The organism is Arthrobacter sp. HS15c, from assembly GCF_040812005.1.
In the GTDB taxonomy this organism is placed as follows: domain Bacteria; phylum Actinomycetota; class Actinomycetes; order Actinomycetales; family Micrococcaceae; genus Arthrobacter.
Window position 1 is genome coordinate 49524 of the sequence record NZ_JBFOHM010000010.1, and the last position, 16168, is coordinate 65691.

At 67.6% G+C, this 16168-nt stretch carries 15 protein-coding genes; 9 read left to right on the plus strand and 6 right to left on the minus strand.

The window, feature by feature from the left end:
- The first annotated feature begins 31 nt into the window (after positions 1-31).
- From ABV518_RS17115 to ABV518_RS17125, 3 genes are all read left to right on the plus strand, one after another.
- Complete coding sequence (locus ABV518_RS17115; RefSeq protein ID WP_367769158.1) at positions 32-658, plus strand: nucleoside/nucleotide kinase family protein; 627 nt, start codon at positions 32-34, stop codon at positions 656-658.
- A 76-nt stretch (positions 659-734) separates the two neighbouring features.
- Positions 735-1730: an aldo/keto reductase gene (locus tag ABV518_RS17120; protein ID WP_367769161.1), complete on the plus strand. Its 996-nt coding sequence runs from the start codon at positions 735-737 to the stop codon at positions 1728-1730.
- 10 nt (positions 1731-1740) lie between these two features.
- Positions 1741-2391: an MBL fold metallo-hydrolase gene (locus tag ABV518_RS17125; protein ID WP_367769164.1), complete on the plus strand. Its 651-nt coding sequence runs from the start codon at positions 1741-1743 to the stop codon at positions 2389-2391.
- A 74-nt stretch (positions 2392-2465) separates the two neighbouring features.
- Here the strand turns inward: ABV518_RS17125 and ABV518_RS17130 are convergent, their stop codons facing one another.
- Positions 2466-4385: a DEAD/DEAH box helicase gene (locus tag ABV518_RS17130; RefSeq protein WP_367769166.1), complete on the minus strand. Its 1920-nt coding sequence runs from the start codon at positions 4383-4385 to the stop codon at positions 2466-2468.
- A gap of 329 nt (positions 4386-4714) precedes the next feature.
- On the opposite strand from ABV518_RS17130, the gene ABV518_RS17135 reads away from it, so the two are divergent.
- The gene (locus ABV518_RS17135; protein ID WP_367769168.1) at positions 4715-5440 is read left to right on the plus strand and encodes a cyclopropane-fatty-acyl-phospholipid synthase family protein; all 726 of its coding nucleotides are present in this window, start codon (positions 4715-4717) and stop codon (positions 5438-5440) included.
- Position 5441: 1 nt separating this feature from the next.
- Here ABV518_RS17135 and ABV518_RS17140 read toward each other — a convergent pair whose 3' ends face one another.
- Complete coding sequence (locus tag ABV518_RS17140) at positions 5442-6842, minus strand: MFS transporter (protein WP_367769170.1); 1401 nt, start codon at positions 6840-6842, stop codon at positions 5442-5444.
- Positions 6843-6950: 108 nt separating this feature from the next.
- Here ABV518_RS17140 and soxR point away from each other — a divergent pair, with 108 nt between their 5' ends.
- Positions 6951-7457 (plus strand): redox-sensitive transcriptional activator SoxR, encoded by a 507-nt coding sequence (gene soxR / locus ABV518_RS17145; RefSeq protein ID WP_367769172.1) that lies wholly within the window; start codon positions 6951-6953, stop codon positions 7455-7457.
- Here the strand turns inward: soxR and ABV518_RS17150 are convergent.
- A complete protein-coding gene (locus ABV518_RS17150) occupies positions 7454-8485 on the minus strand; it encodes an Lrp/AsnC family transcriptional regulator (RefSeq protein ID WP_367769174.1) in 1032 nt (343 codons plus the stop codon). The two genes, soxR and ABV518_RS17150, sit on opposite strands and share 4 nt — an antisense overlap.
- Positions 8486-8618: 133 nt before the next feature.
- On the opposite strand from ABV518_RS17150, the gene ABV518_RS17155 reads away from it, so the two are divergent.
- Both ABV518_RS17155 and ABV518_RS17160 read left to right on the plus strand, forming a co-directional pair.
- On the plus strand, positions 8619-9854 hold the full coding sequence (locus ABV518_RS17155) for a M20 family metallopeptidase (protein ID WP_367769177.1): 1236 nt from the start codon (positions 8619-8621) through the stop codon (positions 9852-9854).
- A 50-nt stretch (positions 9855-9904) separates the two neighbouring features.
- Positions 9905-11194 carry an MFS transporter gene (locus ABV518_RS17160; protein ID WP_367769180.1) on the plus strand — a complete coding sequence of 430 codons (1290 nt, stop codon included), beginning with the start codon at positions 9905-9907 and terminating at the stop codon, positions 11192-11194.
- A gap of 64 nt (positions 11195-11258) precedes the next feature.
- On the opposite strand, the gene ABV518_RS17165 is transcribed toward ABV518_RS17160, so the two are convergent.
- Entirely contained in the window at positions 11259-12548 is a 1290-nt protein-coding gene (locus ABV518_RS17165) for an MFS transporter (RefSeq protein WP_367769183.1), read from the minus strand.
- Positions 12549-12622: 74 nt separating this feature from the next.
- On the opposite strand from ABV518_RS17165, the gene ABV518_RS17170 reads away from it, so the two are divergent.
- The gene (locus ABV518_RS17170; protein WP_367769186.1) at positions 12623-13042 is read left to right on the plus strand and encodes a DUF1003 domain-containing protein; all 420 of its coding nucleotides are present in this window, start codon (positions 12623-12625) and stop codon (positions 13040-13042) included.
- A 19-nt stretch (positions 13043-13061) separates the two neighbouring features.
- Positions 13062-13985, plus strand: a complete 924-nt coding sequence (trmB, locus tag ABV518_RS17175; protein ID WP_367769189.1) for a tRNA (guanosine(46)-N7)-methyltransferase TrmB — start codon at positions 13062-13064, stop codon at positions 13983-13985.
- A gap of 52 nt (positions 13986-14037) precedes the next feature.
- Here trmB and ABV518_RS17180 read toward each other — a convergent pair whose 3' ends face one another.
- Positions 14038-14478, minus strand: a complete 441-nt coding sequence (locus ABV518_RS17180; protein WP_367769192.1) for a hypothetical protein — start codon at positions 14476-14478, stop codon at positions 14038-14040.
- Position 14479: 1 nt separating this feature from the next.
- Complete coding sequence (locus ABV518_RS17185; RefSeq protein WP_367769195.1) at positions 14480-16063, minus strand: hypothetical protein; 1584 nt, start codon at positions 16061-16063, stop codon at positions 14480-14482.
- Between the last annotated feature and the right edge of the window lie 105 nt (positions 16064-16168).

The window sequence follows — 16168 nt, forward strand, 5'->3', positions numbered from 1 at the left end:
AGAGAACCGGCGGCCGGTTTAAGCTTTTGCCATGGACTCCCCCGAGATGAAGCAGGCACTCGCTACGCTCAGGCAGAGGCTCGACGGCGGCCGCCGGACGCTGCTGGGCATCACCGGTGCCCCCGGCTCGGGAAAGTCGACCTTCGCGGACTGGCTCCAGCAGCAATTCGGTGCGGGCCAGGCCGTGGTGGTTCCCATGGACGGTTTCCACCTGGGCAACGCCATCATCGACGGCACCCCGCTGCGGCAGCGCAAAGGGGCCATGGACACGTTCGACGTCGGCGGGTACCTCTCGCTGTTGCAGCGGCTGGTGCGGCGTGATGAGGCTGTGGTGTACGCCCCGGAATTCCGGCGCACCCTGGACGAACCGGTGGCGGCGTCGATCGCAGTCCCGGCATCCGTGCCGCTGGTGATCACCGAAGGAAACTATTTGCTTGCGGAGACACCGGAGTGGAAGAACGTCCGGGCGCAGCTGGACGAGGTCTGGTTCATGGACACCCCTTCCGCGCTTCGGTTGGACCGGCTCGTGGACCGGCACGTGGAATTCGGCATGGCGCGGACGGCGGCGGAAGCCTGGGCGATGGGCCCGGACGAGACAAACGCCGTGATGATCGAGGCCACGCGCCAGGGAGCGGACCGGATCATCCCCTGGGGCTAGGCATCAGCCCGGAATACTGGGGCCGAGGCCGGGGTTCTTGGCTGGGGAACAAGTCCACAAGGAACGGAGCACGCTCATGACTGCACCATTGATCCACCTCGGCGACGGCCTCAAGGTCAGCCGCTTGGGCTTCGGCGGAATGGCCCTCACACCGGTCTACGGCGGGACTGACCCGCACGACGCCCTCACAACCCTGCACCATGCCGTGGATGTTGGCGTCAGCTTTATCGACACCGCGGACATCTACGGCGGAGGCACCAACGAGGAACTCATCGCCCAACTGCTGAAGGACCGCCGCGGTGAAGTGCAGCTCGCCACCAAGTTTTCCCTGGTGGGCAACCCGGCGGACGGCTACACAGACATCCGGGGCGACGCCGCCTACGTCCGGCACGCCGTTGACGCCAGCCTGAAACGCCTGGGCACAGACGTGATCGACCTCTACTACATGCACCGCCGTGACCTCCGCGTTCCGATTGTGGAAACCGTGGAGGCCATGGCGGGGCTGGTACAGCAGGGCAAGGTCAAACACCTTGGCCTGTCAGAGGTGACCGCGACGGAACTGGCCGAAGCCCACGCCGTCCATCCGATCGCCGCGGTCCAAAGCGAATGGTCCATCTGGAGCCGCGATGTGGAACGCAACGTTGTTCCGACCGCGGCTGGCCTGGGTGTTGGCTTTGTGCCGTATTCGCCGCTGGGCCGGGGATTCCTCACCGGCACAGTGGACGCTTCCAGCCTCGGAGCCAATGACTTCCGACGCCGGATCCCCCGTTTCGCGCTGGAAGCGGCCGACGCGAATCAGGGAGTTGTGGAGGCAGTCCAGGCTGTGGCTGCCGAGCTTTCCGCGACGCCTGCCCAGGTGGCACTCGCGTGGCTGCTGGAGCAGGGCAAACGGCTGGGACTGGCGGTGGTCCCCATCCCCGGCACGCGCAATACGCACCGGATCGACGAAAACCTGGGCGCCCTGTCCCTGGACCTGACCCCGACGCAACTGGACGCACTGGACCTGGCCGCGAACGCCGTCGTCGGCTCCCGCTCGGCGGACCCCAACTGGGTGTCCCAGGGCCGTGAATAAACTGAAGCCCATGGACACGCTCATTCACGACTTACGAGACATCACCATCCGCCGGATTTCGGTCAGCGAGATGGACAACAACGTCTATCTGCTGACCGCCAAGGCGTCCGGCGCGCAACTGCTGATTGATGCCGCGGACGACCTTCCAGCAATCCAGGGATTGCTGCAGGATGCCGCCGCGGACACCGCGGCGACACCCAAACTGGAGCTGATCGCGACCACGCACCAGCACTGGGACCATGTCCGCGCACTGCCTGCCCTGGTGGAAGCAACCGGCGCCAGGACGTCGGCCGGAACGGACGACGCCCCGGAGCTCCCGGTGACGGTGGACGTACTGCTGGACCACGGCGACGTCGGCAACTTCGACGGCTTCGATGTGACAGCAGTACACCTGCGCGGACACACGCCCGGGTCGGTTGCTTTCGTTTACCAGGACCCGGCCGGGCCTGCCCACATCTTCTCCGGGGATTCGCTCTTTCCCGGCGGAGTGGGCAACACCCAGAAGGATCCTGAGAGGTTCAACCAGCTGATTGACGATGTCAGCGAGCGGCTGTTTGATGCATACCCGGACGACACCGTGGTGCATCCGGGCCACGGCAAACCCACTACCCTGGGCGCGGAACGCCCCCATCTGGAGGAGTGGCGCGCCCGCGGCTGGTGACAGTGCAGTACCAGAAAGGTTTCGGCAGGCTCAACCACCGGTGGTTGAGCCTGTCGAAACCGAGTTAGTGCTGGTTAGCGGCTGCGGCGTTCGTTCGACGCCGGAGCTGACGCACGGCGCGGGCCGCTGCGGGCCGGACGGCCGTTTCCGCCGCCGTTGCCTGCGTAGGATCCGCCGGACGTTCCGCCAGTGTTGGAGGACCAGACTGCCTTGTTGCCGCCGTTGCCGCCACCGGCTGCGCCGGCACCTGCTGAGCGCTGTCCGCCACCAGAGCGGGCACCTGCACCGGCGCCGGCTGCTGCACGCTGGCCCGTTGCCGGGCGTCCGCCGCGCTGTCCGCCGGTGGTTGCCGGGCGTCCGGTACCACCGCGGGGAGCATCACTGCGGGTAACGCGTGAATCCGTGCGGCCTTCAGCGGAACGTCCGTCCGAACCGCGGCCGGCCGATGCACGGCCACCTGCCGCGGGGACGTCGTTGCGATGCGTCGAAGCTGCAGTGCCGCGGCCACGGGCGTTGCGGCGTGCGGCCGCTGCTGCGATGGCGCGGTCTTCGTTCTGCTCGATGACGCGGTCTGCGGCGGCGCGCGCTTCAGTGCGGCCTTCGTAGGCCACGGCGCGTCGCTCTGCACGGGGCAGGTCGGTGCGGGGAGCCTCAGCCGAGACCCGTCCGCGTCCGCCACGTCCGCCGCGGCCACCGGCGGTGGGTGCAGCCTGGGTAGTGCGGCGGGCGCGCTTGCGCTCGGCGTTGGCACCGGTGGAGGTGCCGCCGCCCTGCTGCTTGGCTTTGGCGGCCAGCAGCGCGGCGCGGGTGCGCGGATCGATTTTGTCGGCCATTTCGCCCACGAGTTCAGCAACCAGCGGGGAGTTGGCGGTGACGCGCTCGAAGTTGACCTCGACGCCGGCAGCCTTCATCAGCTTCTTGACGTCGGACTGCTGCTCCGGAAGGGTCAGCGTGACCACGGTGCCGTCCGAACCCGCACGGGCCGTACGGCCTGAGCGGTGGAGGTACGCCTTGTGCTCGGTGGGCGGATCCACGTGGATCACCAGTTCGACTTCGTCCACGTGGACGCCGCGGGCTGCGACGTCGGTGGCCACCAGGACGCGGACTTCACCGGAGGAAAACTCGGCGAGGTTGCGGTCACGGGCGTTCTGCGAAAGGTTGCCGTGGAGGTCGACGGCGGGGATCCCGGCGTCGGTCAGGGTCTTGGCCAGCTTGCGGGCGTGGTGCTTGGTCCGCATAAAGAGGACGCGGCGGCCGGCGCCGGAGGCGAGCTCAACGATCAGCTGCTTCTTGACGGTCTGGTCGTTGACCACCAGGACGTGGTGTTCCATGGTGGTCACCGCGGCCTGCGGGTCGTCCACGGAGTGTGTCAGCGGGTTGGACAGGTAGCGCTGGACGATCTTGTCCACGCCGTTGTCCAGCGTGGCGGAGAAGAGCAGGCGCTGGCCCTGGCTGGGGGTCATGTCCATGAGCTTCTTCACGACCGGCAGGAAGCCGAGGTCGGCCATGTGGTCGGCCTCGTCCAGGACGGTGACCTCAACGGCTTCGAGGGTCAGGATGCGCTGGCGGATCAGGTCCTCCAGGCGGCCCGGGCAGGCGATGACAATGTCGACGCCGGCGCGCAGGGCCTTTTCCTGGCGGGCCTGGGAGATGCCGCCGTAGATCACGGTGGTGTTCAGGCCCATGGCCTTGGCCATCGGCTCGATGGTGGCGTTGATCTGGGTGGCCAGCTCGCGGGTCGGTGCGAGGACCAGGCCCATGGGGCGGCCCGGCTTGCGGAAGTGCTTGGCTTCCCGCTCAGCGAGTCGTGCTACAAGCGGGATGGCAAAAGCGATGGTCTTGCCGGAGCCGGTGCGGCCGCGGCCCAGGACGTCGCGTCCGGCCAGGGTGTCCGGGAGGGTCTTGACCTGGATGGGGAACGGCTCAACGATTCCCTGGGCGGTGAGGGTGTCGGCAAGTGCTTTGGGCGTGCCGAGGGCAGCAAAAGTAGTCATGTAGTCAAAGGTCTTTCAGGCGGTATCCGTGCGGATATCGGCCCCCGATGCCGGTTGGCTCAAGGGTTTCGCCGAAGAAAAGTCAGGTGATCAACCGTGCTGCTGCCCAATTCAGGGCGGCGGCTGGGACCAAATGGAACGCGTTCATCGACGCAGGATGTGCCTCTCACATGAAAAAACCCGCTTCCCAAATAAAGGGCCTCCGATTTAAGGAGCAAGCGGGCATCACTGCACATCAAGTTCCACCAGTCTAGCATCCCCGCGCGTCTGGCCCCGCCCGGGACGGAAGGCCGTTGCCAGCGGGGGCCCTCCGGGAGCAGGCTTGAGGCATGACGCAACAGGGTGAGGACCACCACCACATAACGGACGACGGCGGCACCCGGCTCACGGACGAACCCCGCCAAAGTGCCGCTGAGGCCTGGGACGAAAGGTACCGCAGCAAGCCGAAGCTCTGGAGCGGCAAACCCAACCAGCAGCTGGTCCGCGAAGGAGGCGGGCTCCGGCCGGGCAAGGCCCTGGATCTGGGCTGCGGCGAAGGGGCCGACGCCATCTGGCTCGCGCAGCAGGGCTGGACCGTCACCGCCGTCGACGTTTCCGCCGTCGCGCTGGAACGTGCCGCCACACACGAAAAAGCCGCGCTGGAACGCGAAAGCGTGCACGCCGAAGGACCCGGCGAAATTCCCAGCCGCATCCACTGGGAACAGTGCGACCTGGCGGAATGGCAGCCGGAGGGAACGTACGACCTCGTGTCCTCCCAGTTCCTGCACTCACCGCAGTTTGCGTGGCAGGGTCCGCTGCGGGCGGCCGCCGCCGCCGTCAAGCCGGGCGGAACGCTGCTGATTGTGGGCCACCACCCGGACCGGCTGCCGCCATGGGGAAACCACACAGCGGCGGAAATGTTCTACACCCCGGCACAGCTGGTACAGGAACTCGGCCTCGACTCGCCGGAATGGCAAGTGGAGGTCAAAACCACGCGCGAGCGGGTGACCGCAGGACCCGACGGCCGGGAAGCCATGATCGGCGACACCGTGCTCCGGGCCACCCGGCTGGCGTGAGTTAGCGCGTAACCCGCGGCGCCACGGCGACCGCGGCGGCCGCAACCACAGCGGCAAGGGCGAAGACGCCGCTGAACGATCCCGCCGTCGTCGTAAATGCCGCGAACACGATGGCCGTGGAGGCGAGCGCCAGCGCGCCGCCCAGCGAGTCGGAGATGGACATCGCCGAGCTGTTGAAGCCCTCGTTGTCCTTCGTGGACAGTGCCAGCGTCATGACGCTGAGCCGCGGGTACAGCAGCCCCATGCCGCCGCCGGCAAAGATCCAGCCGGCAATCGCGACGGCGGCAGGCCAGTTAAGTGCCGTGGTGGCCAGCGCCAGGGTGATGGCGGCCAGGACCAGCGCCGAGCCGATACGCACCGCCGCACGGTGGTCCAGCCGGGCGCCGAGCCGGCCTTGGATTGCGGACGCACCGGCCCACGCCAGCGCGCCGCCCGTGAGGGTGAGGCCGGCGAAGGTGGGCGAGAACGCGTACTGCTCGATCAGGAGGTAGGGCAGATACACCTCGGCCCCGAAGAACGCAGCAGATGCCAGGCCACGCGTCAGGATCACGCTCGGAAGGCCCCGCCTGGCGGTCAGCGTTCCGCGCGGCACCAGCGGCCGGACGGCCAGCAAAGCAACCGCGACGGCGGCGCCCGCGAGGACGGCAGGGGCGGCGGGAATGCCGCCGATCCGGACCTCCGCGGACAGGTTCAGTGCCAGCACAGCCAGTGCCGCGAGCGCAGCCCAGGCCAGGCGGCCCACAGCCCACGGCGGGATTACTGCCCCCTGGGGTTGCCGGTCCACGCCGCGGAGCACCGGAACGATCATCACCAGTGCGGGCACCACGAGGCCCACCACGCCCAGGAACACCCAGTGCCAGCTCAGGACCTGCGCCACCAGGCCGGCCGCGAACGGGCCCACCAGGGACGGGATCACCCAGGCGGCGGCGAACGCGGCGAAGATCTTCGGGTGCAGGATCGCGGGGTAAACCCGGGCCACCACCACGTAGAGGGCCACAGTCATGGCGCCGCCGCCGAGCCCCTGCACCAGGCGGCCGGCCACGAGCGCGGGCATCGACGCGGCCATCCCGGCAATCAGCAGACCCAGGACAAACAGTGCCACCGAGGCGTAGAGCGGGGCGGCCGGGCCGCGCCGGTCGGACCAGTTCCCCGCCGCCACCATGCCGATGACTCCGGTGGCGAGCGGCCCCGCGAAGGCCAGCGCATACAGGCTTGCCCCGTCCAGGTCGCGGCTGACCACGGGCATGATGGTGGTCACCGCCAGCGACTCGAACGCTGCCAGGAACACCAGGGCACACGCACCGATGGTCACCCACAGGTAGGGCCGCTGCAGGATCCCTGCGGCGGGGTCGGTGGCTGGGAGGGTTGAATCGCGCACGGTAACGGCCTGGTCAGATGTCATGGACGCTAACCTAGGACCTCAACTAAGGTTGAGGTCAAGGCGTGCGGCCGGCTGGCGGAGCGGACAGGACCCCCGGCCCGGAACGCCGCTGATCCAACAGGGGGAAGCATGCCACAGGTAGCAGGCGGGACGCACCATGCCCTGAGCATCGGCGAGTTATCGGACCGCAGCGGAGTGGCGCCGTCGGCCCTTCATTTCTACGAACGCAACGGGCTCATCTATTCCGAGCGCACCTCCGGCAACCAGCGCCGCTACCGCCGGGATGCGCTCCGCCGCGTGGCGTTCATCCGGGTGTCGCAGCGGGTGGGCATTCCGCTGAAGGACATCCGCGCAGCCCTGGATTCCTTGCCGGAAGGACGCACCCCCACCAAACAGGACTGGTCGCGGCTGTCCCGGCTCTGGCGCAGCGAACTGGACGCCCGGATCGAGGCGCTGGAGCACCTCCGGAGCGACCTCGACGGCTGCATAGGCTGCGGCTGCCTGAGCCTGAAGGCATGCCGGCTGCAGAACCCGGAGGACAGCCTGGGCGGCGGCGGCACGGGCGCCCGCCGCTGGGAGACCGCAGGCGGGGCGGCAGGCGCCGGCGGCCAGGCAAGCAGCCAGGGCAGCAGCTAACCGCCGAGTTGCAGGCCCACCGCCGGCACAACGGCGCCCGTGGTGGTCGAGTCCGGATTCAGCATCCAGCCCACGCGCTTGACGCTGCTGAGCATCACCACACTCTCCACCAGCTCGATCCCGGGGATGCGCTGCTGCAGTGCGAGCTCCTGGGTCAGGACATCGGCCACGGACTGCAGCCACATGATGATCACAAAGTTGGTCCGCCCGGTGGTGGACGCGGCAAGGCGGACGTTGCGGAACCCGCGGATCTCGGCGGCCGCGGCATCGTGCTGGCCGGCCGGAACATTGGCGAACCACTGGCAGGTGACCGGATACCCGGAGAACTTCTGGGCCACCTCGCAGCGGAACGACAGCACGTGGCTGGCCAGCACCCGGTTCAGCTGTCGCTGGACGGTGGCGGGGTGCCGGCCAAGGGCGCGGGCGATGTCCGCCGCCGTCGCCCTGCCGTCCCGGGCCAGGAACGGCAACAGGTCACGGTGGCTTGCGGGCAGCGGCTCGTGCGTTGACGACGGCGGTGCGGAGCCGGCCGCCTCCGGACCGGCCTTGGCGCGCAGCGCGGCGACTTGGCCGCGGTCAAGCACGTTGAGCCTCCAGGAGTAGGCGCCGGTGTGCAGCCGGGTGCACAGCGCCGTCTGGTATTTCACCAGCCCGTCGATGTCCTTGAGCCGCGAGGCCACGGCGGTGCCGAATTCCTCCAGGGACGCCGTGATGGCCGTCAGCATCAGGTCGCGGTTGCTGGCCGCTTCGTCCACCGTGACGATTTCCGGGACGGCGGCCAGCGCCTCCGTGACATCGTCGCGGCGGTGCATCTCGCATTCCACGTCCACGAACGCCAGGCACATCTGCTGCGGATCTCCCATCAGGTGCGCCGTGACCCAGGACGCGCCGGCAGACCGCAGCCGTTCCCACCGGGCCGCAAGCGTGGTGGCATGGACGCCCAGCACCTCGGCTGCATCCGCCCAGCTCAGCCGCGGCGCGATCTGCAGCGCGTTGATGAGGGCCAGGTCCTCTTCGGTCAGCTCCACGTCAACCCCCTTTCGAGTGCACGAATCCAGCTAAATATAGCTTCAGCATGCATTTTTCCAGCGGTTTCTCGGGGTGTGAAGCAAGTCACGCCAGACTGGTGGCAGCAACACGCCCCCTGCACGAGGAGAACAGATGCCGATTACCGCCGACGCCCGCGAACTCCAGCCGGACCTCGCCCGTTTCCGCCATTCCATGCACCAGGAACCCGAAATCGGGCTGGACTTGCCCCGGACGCAGGAAAAGGTGCTTCAGGCCCTGGACGGCCTGCCCTACGAAATCACCCTGGGCAAGGACACCACGTCGGTCACAGCGGTACTCCGAGGCTCGGGCACCCCCTCCTCGGCGGACAGGCCCGCCGTGCTGCTCCGCGCCGACATGGACGGCCTTCCGGTGCAAGAGAAGACCGGCGTCGAGTACACGTCCAGGATCGACGGCGCTATGCACGCCTGCGGCCACGACCTCCACACCGCCATGCTCACCGGCGCCGCCACCCTGCTGGCCGAACGCCGGCACCGGCTAGCCGGTGACGTCGTCCTGATGTTCCAGCCCGGCGAAGAGGGCTTCGACGGCGCCAGCTACATGATCCGCGAAGGCGTGCTGGACGCCCCGGGCCGCCGCGTGGACGCAGCCTACGGGATGCACGTGTTCTCCGCCCTCGAACCACACGGCACCATTTGCACCAAACCCGGCGTCATGCTCAGCTCATCCGACGGCCTCGTGGTCACCGTCCTGGGCGCCGGCGGCCACGGCTCGGCCCCGCATTCGGCCAAGGACCCGGTGACCGCCGCCGCCGAGATGGTCACCGCACTGCAGGTGATGGTCACGCGCCAGTTCAACATGTTCGATCCCGTGGTCCTCTCCGTCGGCGTCCTGCAGGCAGGCACCAAGCGCAACGTCATCCCGGAGACGGCCCGGATCGAAGCCACCATCCGCACGTTCTCCGAAGCGTCAAGGCAGAAAATGATGGCCGCCATACCCCAGTTGCTGCGCGGCATCGCCTCGGCGCACGGGCTGGAGGTCGACGTCGAATACCTCGAGGAGTACCCGCTGACCATCACCGACGAGGACGAGACGCACACCGCCGAAAACGTCATCGCCGGCCTGTTCGGCGAATCCCGGCTTTCGCGCTGGGCCACACCGCTGAGCGGCTCGGAGGACTTCTCCCGGGTCCTGGCGGAGGTTCCAGGCACGTTCGTCGGGCTGAGCGCCGTCCCCCGCGGCACCGACCACGCCACGTCACCGTTCAACCACTCCCCGTACGCATCGTTCGACGACGGCGTGCTGGCTGACGGGGCCGCCCTGTACGCGGAACTCGCCGTCGCCCGCATCGCGGCGCTGGCGGCAGCACCGGCGTCGGCCGCCTCCTGACCGCCAGTTCCCAAGCCCATCTCCTGACCGCCCCTTCCAGGAAGAGAACCATGACCACAACCGCTAACCTCCACCGCACAGACTCCAGGTCCATGCGGAAAACCATCATCGGCACCGGCATCGGCAACGCCGTGGAATGGTACGACTGGGCCATCTACGCGACGTTCACGCCCTTCATCGCCAGCCAGCTTTTCAGCAAGGCGGATCCGGCGTCGGCAGTCCTGTCCACCCTGGCGATCTTTGCCGTCGGCTTCGTTGCCCGCCCGTTCGGCGGCTTCCTGTTCGGCTGGATCGGTGACCGCGTGGGCCGGAAGACCTCCATGACGCTGGCCGTGGGGCTGGCGTCCCTGGGCAGCCTCATGATCGGCATCGCGCCTACTTTCGCGAGCGTCGGCGCCTGGGCTTCACTCATGCTGCTCGTGGCACGGCTGGTCCAGGGCCTGGCCCACGGCGGGGAGCTCCCGTCGTCGCAGACGTACCTGTCCGAGATGGCACCGAAGGAAAAGCGCGGCTTCTGGGCCACCCTGATCTACACCTCCGGCACGGTGGGAATCCTCTTCGGCACGCTGCTGGGCGCCGTCCTGAACATGGTGCTCAGCACCGAGGTGATGAACGCCTGGGGCTGGCGCATCCCGTTCCTGATCGGCGCGGCCCTGGGGCTGTACGCCCTGATCATGCGGTCCCGGCTGCACGAGACGGAAGCGTTTGAAGGCGAGGCTGCCGCCGAGAAACGCGCCCCGATCTGGCCTCAGATTGTCCGGCACCGCAAGCAGGCCCTCCAGGTCATCGGGCTTACCGTCGGGCTCACGGTGATCTACTACATCTGGGGCGTGGTGGCCCCCAGCTACGCCACCACCGCGCTGAAAATCGACCGCGGCGAAGCCCTGTGGGCGGGCGTCATCGGGAACATTGTGTTCATCGCCGCGCTGCCGTTCTGGGGCAAGCTTTCGGACCGGATCGGCCGCAAGAAGGTGCTGTGGTCCGGGGCCATCGGGGCCGGCCTGATGCACTTTCCCATGACCTGGCTGTTGAAGGATTCGGCCTGGCAGCTGGCGGTGGGCATGTCCGTGATGCTGATCTTCATCGCCGCCAGCGCCGCGATTGTGCCGGCCGTCTACGCCGAGCTGTTCCCCACCAGCATCCGGACCGTGGGCGTGGGCGTTCCGTACTCCATCTGCGTCGCGGTGTTTGGCGGCACGGCACCGTACTTGCAGCAGTGGCTCGGCACATCGCTGCAGATGCCCGGCCTGTTCAACATCTACGCCGTCCTGCTGCTCGCCATCAGCGCGGCGTTCGTCTTCACCATTCCGGAGACGATGGGCAAGGACCTGACGCACTAACGTTTATCCCAAGCAGGTAGCAGCGGGTGCCCAACACGGCACCTGCTGCTACCCGGTTAGGACCTCAGCCGCCGATGAAACGGTTCCGGCCTGCGCGATAGCCAAACACCGCAGCCAGCACGCCGATCACCAGGAAAAGCACTCCCGCGGCCGTGAAGGATCCGGTGGCCTGGTGCAGCTGGCCCACCATCAGGGTGCCCGTGGACCCCAGCCCGTAGCCCACGCCCTGCATCATCCCGGAAAGGTGCGCGGCGGTGTGGCCGTCCCGGGTCCGCAGCATGATCATGGTCAGCGCCACGGCAGTGAGGCTCCCCTGCCCCAATCCCAGCAGCCCGGTCCACACCCAGATGACGTCGAGAGGGCCGAAGATGCTCAGGGCGAATCCGCCGCCGGTCATCAGCGCCACCACGGTGTTGATGGCCCGCTGGTCACGGAACCTCGCGGCGAGCGCGGGTGCGAACAGGGAACCGAGCATCTGCAGCCCGATCGATACGGACACCATCAGCCCGGCCGTCCCGCCGTCCACGCCGCGCTCCCGCAGGATGGGCGCCAGCCAGGCGAAGACGCTGAACGACATCATGGCCTGCAGCACCATAAAGACCGTTACCTGCCAGGCCACCGCCGAGCGCCACAAGTTAACGCCGTCGGAGACGGCCTGGTGCCGGACCGGGCGCTGCCGCAGCGCTACGGGCAGGAACAGCAAAAGTACGACGGCGGCAGGCACGGCCCAGGACCACAGCGCCGAAGTCCACTCCCCCGTCGCCGCGAAGACAGGGTAGGTAAAGCCTGCTCCGAGCGCGGCCGAAGCACAGATGGCTGTGGTGTACAGCCCGCCCATGAGCCCGAGGCGGTGCGGAAAATCGCGTTTCACGAGCCCGGGCAGGAGGACGTTGCAGAGCGCTATGGCGGCACCGCACGCAGCCGTTCCGGCCAAGAGCGCGGGAAGATGTCCTGTCCCCGGGATCAGGCCGCCGGTGTCCAGCGGCCGCAGCAGCAGCCCGGCCGTGAGCACCGCCATGGCGCCCAGCAGGACGCGTTCGGCCCCAAGCCGCCGTGCCAGGACCGGCGCGAGGGGAGCAAAGACGCCCAGGAGCGTGACGGGCACGGTGGTCAGGACAACGACGGCCCAGCCCGGCAGGCCGGCGTCGGACCTGATTTCGGGCAGCACCGCGGCGAAACTGGAGAACACCGTGCGCAGGTTCAGTCCGATCAGCACCAGGCACAGGCCCAGGTACACCAGAGCGCGGCGGCTGCCCGGGCCGCCCGGAAGCGCGGTGGGGGACGCGGCGGGAACGTCGTCGATCTCGGCGTCGACCAGGAGGTCCGGCCCGTCGGCGGGCTTGGAGGCAGTCACGCGCCTATTCTGTCAGGCTGTCCGCCCGCCTGGCGCCTGGCGGACCGTGGGAGGCCGCAGGATTACGCTGGGGCATGAGCGAACAGCAAACGACCTGGCATGACGCACACAAAGCCACGCTGACCGCAGGTGAAAGGGCCGCGGATGTCATGCGCAACAGCATGGGCAGTTGGCGGTTCGTCGCGGGATTCATCGTGTTCATGCTGTTGTGGGCGGCACTGAACTCCTGGGTCCTCGCGACACAGGCCTGGGACCCGTACCCCTACATACTCCTGAACCTGTTCCTGTCCATGCTGGCCGGCCTCCAGGGAGCCATCCTGCTCATCGCAGCAAAACGGCAGGATGCCATCGCCGCGGCCATGGCCCAGCACGACTACGACACCAATCTGCAGGCCAAGGCCGAAATCGAACGGCTCACCACCATCAACTTCGAACAACTGGAAATCCTCCGCGAACTTCGCGCCCTGGCGGCCAGCCAAAACAGCCGGGGCTGATTCCTCTATTCTGGAAGGGATGAGCGAAACCCCAGAAACCCCCCAGCCTCCGCATGTCCCGCGGCCGGTCACGCCCGGCACCCAGGCGTCATTCGGCACCTACGGCGGCAGGCCGGTCAGCTTCGTGCGGCGCGGAACCCGGCTGCAGGGCCGCCGCCAGGCTGCCTGGGAGGAGCACGCCGAACGGTGGGCAGTGGACGTCCCCCGGCACGTCGCGAACACGTCGGTGCACCCTGACTACACGTTCGACGCCGAAGCCGAGTTCGGACGCACCGCGCCCCTGATCGTGGAGATCGGTTCCGGCCTGGGCGATGCCATCTGCCACGCCGCAGAACAGAACCCGGACACGGACTTCCTTGCCGTCGAGGTCTACACACCCGGCCTGGCCAACACCATCATCAAGATCAACAGCCGCGGACTCAAGAATGTGCGCGTGGTCGAGGCCAACGCCCCTGAGGTCCTGGCCACCATGCTTCCTGCCGGTTCCGTCACGGAACTGTGGGTCTTCTTCCCGGACCCGTGGCACAAGTCACGGCACCACAAACGCCGCCTCATCCAGCCTGAGTTCGCAGACCTCGCGGCGCGGGCAATCAAGCCGGGCGGGCTCTGGCGGATCGCCACGGACTGGTCCAACTACGCCGTTCACGTCCGCGACGTCCTGGCCGGTTCGGCGGATTTCGAGAACCTGCACACCGGCCAGCGCCGTGGCCCGGAGAGCCCCCTGACCCAGGTGTGGCAGTCCGGCGTCGAGTCCCTGGTGGGCGGTGCGCCGGTCCGTGAGGGCCGTGCCCCGGTGAGCACCGCGCACACCGGCCCCAACGAGGGCATCGATGAAACCGGCGGCTGGGCACCGCGCTTCGAGGGCAGGATCCGCACCAGCTTCGAAGCCAAGGCACACGAAGCCGGCCGGCTGATCTTCGACCTCTGCTACCGCCGCCTGTAGCCGGCACCGCTTACGCGGGACGCCTGACCGTTGACGCCTGACGGATGGCAGCCTAGGCGGTCCTGATGGAGGAAACGATCTCCTTCAGGAGGTCCACCCGTGGCTCGACCTCGGGATTGGCGTAGGGCCACATGACCAGAACGCCGATAAACCTGCCGCTTTCCCAAACGCCCACGCTCGCGGCCACCATCGCCGTCCCCTCGGCGTCCGTGTAGCCCACCAGGACGGCGTACGCGGACCTGCCGGGAATGTTCAGTTCACCTTCGGTGAGCAGGGTCCCCTTGCGCTCTTCGAGGTAGAACTCGGACATCAGGTGTGCCCAGCCGTTTGCCTGCGGAGCACCCTGGACCGAGGTGTCGTCCTTGATGACGGTGACCAGGACATCGCCCAGCAGGCCGTACTGCTCGGTGTTGGGTCCGGCCGACGAGTCTTCCAGTACCTGGGTGTGTTCGGGGAAGTCGGCTATGAAGCCGAGCGGGGATTCGATGTGCACGTCAGAGCCTTTCGAGCTTCGTGTCGTTGGGGACCTTATAGTACGTGGACACGTTGGTGGTGGCCTGGTTCTCGGTCTTGACCTCCACCTCGCCGAGCTTGACGTCGAAACCGGCCTGGTTGGACGCCGTCACCACGGTGTTGACCTGCACCGTGGCGGAACCGGCCTCGTAGAGCTTGGCGGCGTCGGAAGCTGCCCCGGCGTCGTTGCCCAGCGCCACATTCCGCATGTAGCTGTCGATCACGGCCTTGTTCTCCGGCGAGTAGTCAACGTTGATCTTCACCGTGCCCTGGGTGCCGGCCGTGACTGTGGACTCCAACTTGGCGGCTTTGACGTCGGTGCCTGCAGTGACGCCTTCAGCCACAGTGCCTTCCAGGGAAACGGAGACCGACTCAATGTTGTTGCCCTTGTCCATGTTCACTTCCAGGCCGCCCTTGCCGGACGCTTCAAAGACCCGCCCGTCCAGGTCCAGTTTGCCTTGCGCGGACACCTCACCGCTGGCAGTGGCCGTCCCGTCCGTCAGGTTCCGCTCGTAGGCAAGATCCAGCTTGGCTGAACCCGATGCGGGTCCCGACTCGGCCTCGGCTTCCAGCGACAGCGTCCCCTTGGCCTTGTCCGTCTGGCCCGTTGATCCGTTGTCATCGGCCGCCTCGTTGATGGTGTCCAGGATGTAGCCCGGCGGGTTGCCGGCCACGTCCTTGATTTCACCTACGCTGTCGGGCGGGAGGTCCCTGTACATCTGTTCCCGGGCGGCTCTGGCCTCTTCGACGCTGCCGAAGGTGTACTCGCGGGATACCTCTCCACTGAGCGTGACGCCGGCGGTCCCTGTGGTGTCGTTGACGCCCAGGCCCATGTTTCCGTACACCTTCATGGTGGCCGAACCGTCAGCGTTCTCAACCACCTGAGTGCCCACCTCCGCACCGCCGTGGACCCAGGCAACCCTGGCTTCGATGGAGGCCTTGCCGGATTCGGTGTAGACAGGAATGTCCGACTTGGCGAGCTCCTGCAGGTGGCGTTTGGCCTGTTCCTGGGCGGATTCCGGGATGCCGCCGTCCATCCTCATGAGATCCTCGGCGAACGGGCCGTCCGCCCCTTCACCTTCGATCAGGTACTGGCGGTCCTTGGCGGAGAGGCTTTCCCACCATTTCGCTTGCTCCTCCGGGCTCGCGTCCAGCATCTTGGCCAGGCCCTGCTCGAGTTCTTCACGGTGGGCAGCAGCTTCGGCTGCCTTCTCGGCCTGTTGCCTGAGCCACTCCTTGGCCTGGCTGGCCATCGTTTGGAGCTTGTCCCAGACGCTGCTGCCGGAGCCGCCGCCCGACGAGGCATGTGACGCTTTTTCCTGCTCGTCGGCGTGCTTCAGCAGGATTTTGGAGTTCTCCCGCAGGCTGGACACAACGCGTTCCAGGCTGGGGCGGTGGCTGCCGGTCCAGTCCTGGCGGAAACGCTCGCCGTCGTTACCTCTCCACGGCGCAGCCTGGATCTGGCCCTGCAGCGACGTTGCCCTGGAGCTGAGAAGCGAGGCCGCCCTGTCCACGGCTTTGGCCAACTCGCGCAACTGGCTGACGTCAGCGCCGTACATGGTCATGGTGTCTCCCCAACAGAAGTTTGCGGCCCCGGGGCCGCCGTTTGACCATATCGTTCCACAGCATCCCTGATGCGGCGATGGGCATCACTCCCCATCAGCCCGCGG